Source organism: Anaerotignum sp. (assembly GCF_045122575.1).
Taxonomy (GTDB): Bacteria; Bacillota; Clostridia; order Lachnospirales; family Anaerotignaceae; genus Anaerotignum_A.
Window position 1 is genome coordinate 1 of the sequence record NZ_JBGVHV010000165.1, and the last position, 3,927, is coordinate 3,927.

7 protein-coding genes are annotated in these 3,927 nt (G+C 45.2%); 2 read left to right on the plus strand and 5 right to left on the minus strand.

The features are described 5' to 3' along the window. Nucleotides 1-218 precede the first annotated feature (218 nt). Nucleotides 219-725, plus strand: a complete 507-nt coding sequence (locus ACJMLT_RS08235; RefSeq protein WP_405729284.1) for a hypothetical protein — start codon at nt 219-221, stop codon at nt 723-725. 54 nt (nt 726-779) lie between these two features. On the opposite strand, the gene rpsR is transcribed toward ACJMLT_RS08235, so the two are convergent. The 5 genes from rpsR to ACJMLT_RS08260 form a co-directional block, all read right to left on the minus strand. Further along, the gene (rpsR, locus tag ACJMLT_RS08240) at nt 780-1,007 is read right to left on the minus strand and encodes a 30S ribosomal protein S18 (protein ID WP_016406867.1); all 228 of its coding nucleotides are present in this window, start codon (nt 1,005-1,007) and stop codon (nt 780-782) included. A gap of 29 nt (nt 1,008-1,036) precedes the next feature. Beyond that, nucleotides 1,037-1,471 (minus strand): single-stranded DNA-binding protein, encoded by a 435-nt coding sequence (locus ACJMLT_RS08245; RefSeq protein ID WP_405729287.1) that lies wholly within the window; start codon nt 1,469-1,471, stop codon nt 1,037-1,039. A 24-nt stretch (nt 1,472-1,495) separates the two neighbouring features. Beyond that, complete coding sequence (rpsF, locus tag ACJMLT_RS08250) at nt 1,496-1,783, minus strand: 30S ribosomal protein S6 (protein ID WP_405729290.1); 288 nt, start codon at nt 1,781-1,783, stop codon at nt 1,496-1,498. Nucleotides 1,784-1,976: 193 nt separating this feature from the next. Next, nucleotides 1,977-2,417 carry a DUF6773 family protein gene (locus tag ACJMLT_RS08255; protein WP_405729293.1) on the minus strand — a complete coding sequence of 147 codons (441 nt, stop codon included), beginning with the start codon at nt 2,415-2,417 and terminating at the stop codon, nt 1,977-1,979. Then, a complete protein-coding gene (locus ACJMLT_RS08260) occupies nt 2,414-2,641 on the minus strand; it encodes a helix-turn-helix transcriptional regulator (protein WP_405729296.1) in 228 nt (75 codons plus the stop codon). Before ACJMLT_RS08260 ends, ACJMLT_RS08255 begins: the two co-directional genes overlap by 4 nt. 250 nt (nt 2,642-2,891) lie before the next feature. On the opposite strand from ACJMLT_RS08260, the gene ACJMLT_RS08265 reads away from it, so the two are divergent. Continuing rightward, the gene (locus ACJMLT_RS08265) at nt 2,892-3,887 is read left to right on the plus strand and encodes a TAXI family TRAP transporter solute-binding subunit (RefSeq protein WP_405729299.1); all 996 of its coding nucleotides are present in this window, start codon (nt 2,892-2,894) and stop codon (nt 3,885-3,887) included. Nucleotides 3,888-3,927: the final 40 nt, after the last annotated feature.

The window sequence follows — 3,927 nt, forward strand, 5'->3', positions numbered from 1 at the left end:
GTATGTTTCCCTCTGGAAGGCAGAACAGGAGCAGAGCTTTGACCATATGTACGACCTGATCGAGCATGGAAAGGTGGAAGGACAGCCGTTCTTTAAAGTGTTTAAGGAAAGCGAGATCTGTACATTGTTTTAAAATCATAAGAATTTCTTAAGGATACTCATAATGGGTATCCTTTTTCTTTTCCCTGTGCTATTCTGGAAAAAAGGAGGGATAGTTTATGAAAAAGTTTGGATTATTGCTCTGCCTTTTGCTGGGACTGACTGCCTGCGGACAGGCGGAGGTGGAGACGGCGGATGACCCGCAGCTGCGGTATTTTGAAACCGTGGAAGACGGCATTGCATTTTATAAAGAAGACGAGGAAGAGATTTTATATCAGGAACGGGTCTACTGCACGGATATCGTGATTCTGTATTCTGCTGAAAATGACTATATCACAGCCCTTGCCTTTGCCGAACAGCCGGAAGGCTATGTGGAAGAATGGGGGCTGGCCGCATACGGCTCCGGTGCAGGTGTGCGTTGCGATGCGCCATGGGAAGTAGCAGGTGTTGCGCCTTATCCTTATTATGAGATTCGCTTTGAAAGCTTCGATGAACCTCCTGCTGCTGAAAAATTGGCAGAACGGGGCTTCCGTGATTATATGGAACGGGATGGAAAATATATTGCAGTGAAACTGACCCGCTACGAAATGCAGCCTGTAGCCACCCACGAGATAAGTATCAAATAAAATATGGAACATAAAAAAGGACGGTATTCATACCGTCCTTTGAATATCTCTGAATTAGTCCTGTGTGTAGGGCATCAGGGATACGTGTCTTGCTCTTTTGATTGCTGTTGTCAGCGCTCTCTGGTGTTTTGCACAGTTGCCTGTGATTCTTCTGGGCAGGATTTTGCCTCTTTCAGAAACATATCTTCTCAGTTTGCTGATATCTTTGTAATCAACTGTTGTTACTTTGTCAGCACAGCACTGGCAAACGCGTTTTTTTCTACGACCACGTTTTCTAATCATGATTCCAAGTCCTCCTTATTAGATTCGAATTAGAAGGGGAGATCGTCATCTTCGATAGATTCATCGATAGGATAGAAACCATCGGAAGGGGCTGTCTGCTTGGGAGTCGCAACAGGGGTTGCTTCTCTGTGGCTTTCGAAGGAAGACTTGCTTTCCGCAAAGTACTGTTCTTCGACAACTACATCTGTACTCCAGCGTTTTTTGCCTTCGTTATCATCCCAGCTGCGAACCTGCAGTCGGCCGATAACACTGACCATCTGACCTTTCTTGAAGTATTTTTCCGCAAATTCACCGGCTTTACCGAATGCTACGCAGCCAATAAAGTCAGCGTCTTGCTCGCCCTGGCGTTTGAAACGGCGGTTTACCGCCAAAGTGTATCTGGCAACAGCAAGAGGTTCGTTCCCCTGAGAATATCTCACTTCGGGGTCTCTTACCAGTCGGCCCATTAAGATCACTTTGTTCATAGAGTTACCTCCTTATTCAGCTGATTAAGCTTCTTTACGGATGATCAGGTAACGCAGAACGTTTTCCATAATACGCATACGAGCTTCGATTTCTGCGGGAGCAGAAGCGGGTGCTTCGAATGTTGTGAAGCTGTAGAAACCTTCGTTTACTTTCGCGATTTCGTAAGCGAGTTTTCTTTTGCCCCAGTCATCAACTTTTTCGATTTTTGCACCGAATCTTTCCAGTGTAGCCTGTACTTTAGCTACTTCTGCTGCTCTGCCTTCTTCGTCCAGTGCGGGACTTAAAACCAGCGCCAATTCGTATTTGTTCATGTGGGTTACACCTCCTTTTGGACTAATGGCCCTCCTCTCTTGTAGGAGAGCAAGGATTATATCTACTGGTATCAACTGCATACTGCAGGACACTAAGAGAGAATATCATAAAAAGCCTTGATTTGCAAGGAAAAGTTGCATTTTTTTGAAAATTTTTTCGGGGCGCAATTCTGTTTTTCTGATATGGACAGAATCAGTCCTCCTCATATTCTTCTTCCAGCTTTTTGGCTCTTCTTTTTTCCATATAAGTGAACCCATAGCGCACCAGAATAAACATTGCAGCAAAAGATGCGGCATAGCTGATGATTTCTTCGGGATCGATCCTGCCTTCTGTGCGCCACATGAAAAATGCCATTATCCCAACAGCCGCAAGGATGCTGGAAACGGTAGAGACTTTGGAGGCTTTTCTGCTGAAATCATTCAGCACAACCTTCATCTGTCTGGCACGGATGTTTTGATAGATGGGGATACTCACCATGATGATGAATTCGGTGATGCAGTCCTCCAGCCCCTTACCAAATCCCAATACCTTGACGCAAAAGGCAATGACGATGAAATAATACATCAGATACATCATTTCAGAGGCGATCTTCCGTCTTGCCTGCAATACTCTTTCATCCACAAAATTTGTCATAAAGACTCCTCCTTATTTTGTTCGTTTTCATTTTCTTCCCAGAATAATTCGTCCAGCGTTTTGTCCAGTGCTTTGCAGATGGCGATGCAGAGGTTCAGGGTAGGGTTATATTTCCCTGCTTCGATCATGCCGATGGTCTGCCTTGTAGCACCGACTGCCTGAGCCAGTTCTTCCTGAGAGAGGTCTTTGGCAGCGCGGGCCGCCTTCAGTTTCAAATTCTTCAAGTCATCACTTCCCCAAGTGTATATTTTTCCAGATCTGTCAGAGAGGGTCCGGATTTCCTCTCTGTAATTTAGTTATACAACATATCTTTCTAAATGTCAAATATATATTGCATTTTGATATAAATAATTTGCGGAAAAAAGAAGGGGGTGAAAAAGGAAATGACGGGAAAATAAGATTGAAAGACTTTGTAAAATTATGTATAATGTTCATAAGTATGATTGTTTCTGAAACAAAAGAGGGGTATGGATTATGAAAAAAAGAATTTACGCACTGCTGCTGGCGGCAGTGATGGCATTTGGCGTTTCCGCCTGTGGCGCTTCTGATGCAGAAAAGAAAGCGGAAGCAGTTCCTGCGCAGAAGATCCTGAACATGGGTTCCGGCGACAGCGCGGGTTCCTACTACGCTTTCGGCAATCTGCTGGCTACCCACATGAGTGATGCGGCAGGCGTGGATATTGACGTTATTTCCACAGATGGCTCCGTGGAAAATATCATCGGGATCGATGAAGGTCTCTATTATCTGGGGATGGCACAGGCCGATGTGATGGCTCATGCATGGAATGGGCTGGTTCCCTTTGCAAAAAGCGGCGAAGTGAAATCTTTCCGTGCCATTGGCGGCCTGTACGAAGAAGCTCTGCAGATCGTGACGCTGGATGAAACGATCCAGACTGTGGAAGACCTGCGAGGCAAAACTGTTTCTGTCGGCGAAGACAATTCCGGCGTTGTGATCAATGCCATGAATATTCTGGATGTTTACGGCCTGAGAACCGGAGAAGATATTCAGACAGTGAGCATGTCCTTCAGTGATTCTGTGGAAGCAATGAAGGCAGGAGAAATCGATGCGGCATTCATCCTTTCCGGTGCACCTACGAATGTGGTGGAAGATCTGATCGCTGCCGAACAGGTGCATCTGGTGAATATCGACAGTGAAAAGGTGGAAGAACTGCAGCAGTGGTATCCTTACTATAATAAACATGTGATCCTCAGCGGTACATATACAGGTCTGGATTACGACGTTACAACTGTATCCGTTCAGGCAGCTATGATCGTTTCTGCAGATATGACAGAAGAAGAGGTATATCACCTGACAGCAGGGATCTATGATAACGTGGAAAATGTTTCTGCTGTTCTGGCAAGAGCCATTGATATGAGCGTGGAAAATGGCACAACAGGGATCACGGTTCCTTTCCATAAAGGCGCAGCGAAGTATTTCGCAGAACATGGTTTTACCGTTCCTACAGAATAATAACAGAAAAAATAATGACAGAAAAAAGAGGTATCCTCGC

Bases quoted from the DNA above. Each gene is read 5' to 3' on its own strand.
- ACJMLT_RS08255 (WP_405729293.1), bottom strand. From the start codon at position 2,417: ATGACAAATTTTGTGGATGAAAGAGTATTGCAGGCAAGACGGAAGATC.
- ACJMLT_RS08235 (WP_405729284.1), top strand. From the start codon at position 219: ATGAAAAAGTTTGGATTATTGCTCTGCCTTTTGCTGGGACTGACTGCC.
- rpsF (WP_405729290.1), bottom strand. From the start codon at position 1,783: ATGAACAAATACGAATTGGCGCTGGTTTTAAGTCCCGCACTGGACGAA.
- rpsR (WP_016406867.1), bottom strand. From the start codon at position 1,007: ATGATTAGAAAACGTGGTCGTAGAAAAAAACGCGTTTGCCAGTGCTGT.
- ACJMLT_RS08245 (WP_405729287.1), bottom strand. From the start codon at position 1,471: ATGAACAAAGTGATCTTAATGGGCCGACTGGTAAGAGACCCCGAAGTG.
- ACJMLT_RS08265 (WP_405729299.1), top strand. From the start codon at position 2,892: ATGAAAAAAAGAATTTACGCACTGCTGCTGGCGGCAGTGATGGCATTT.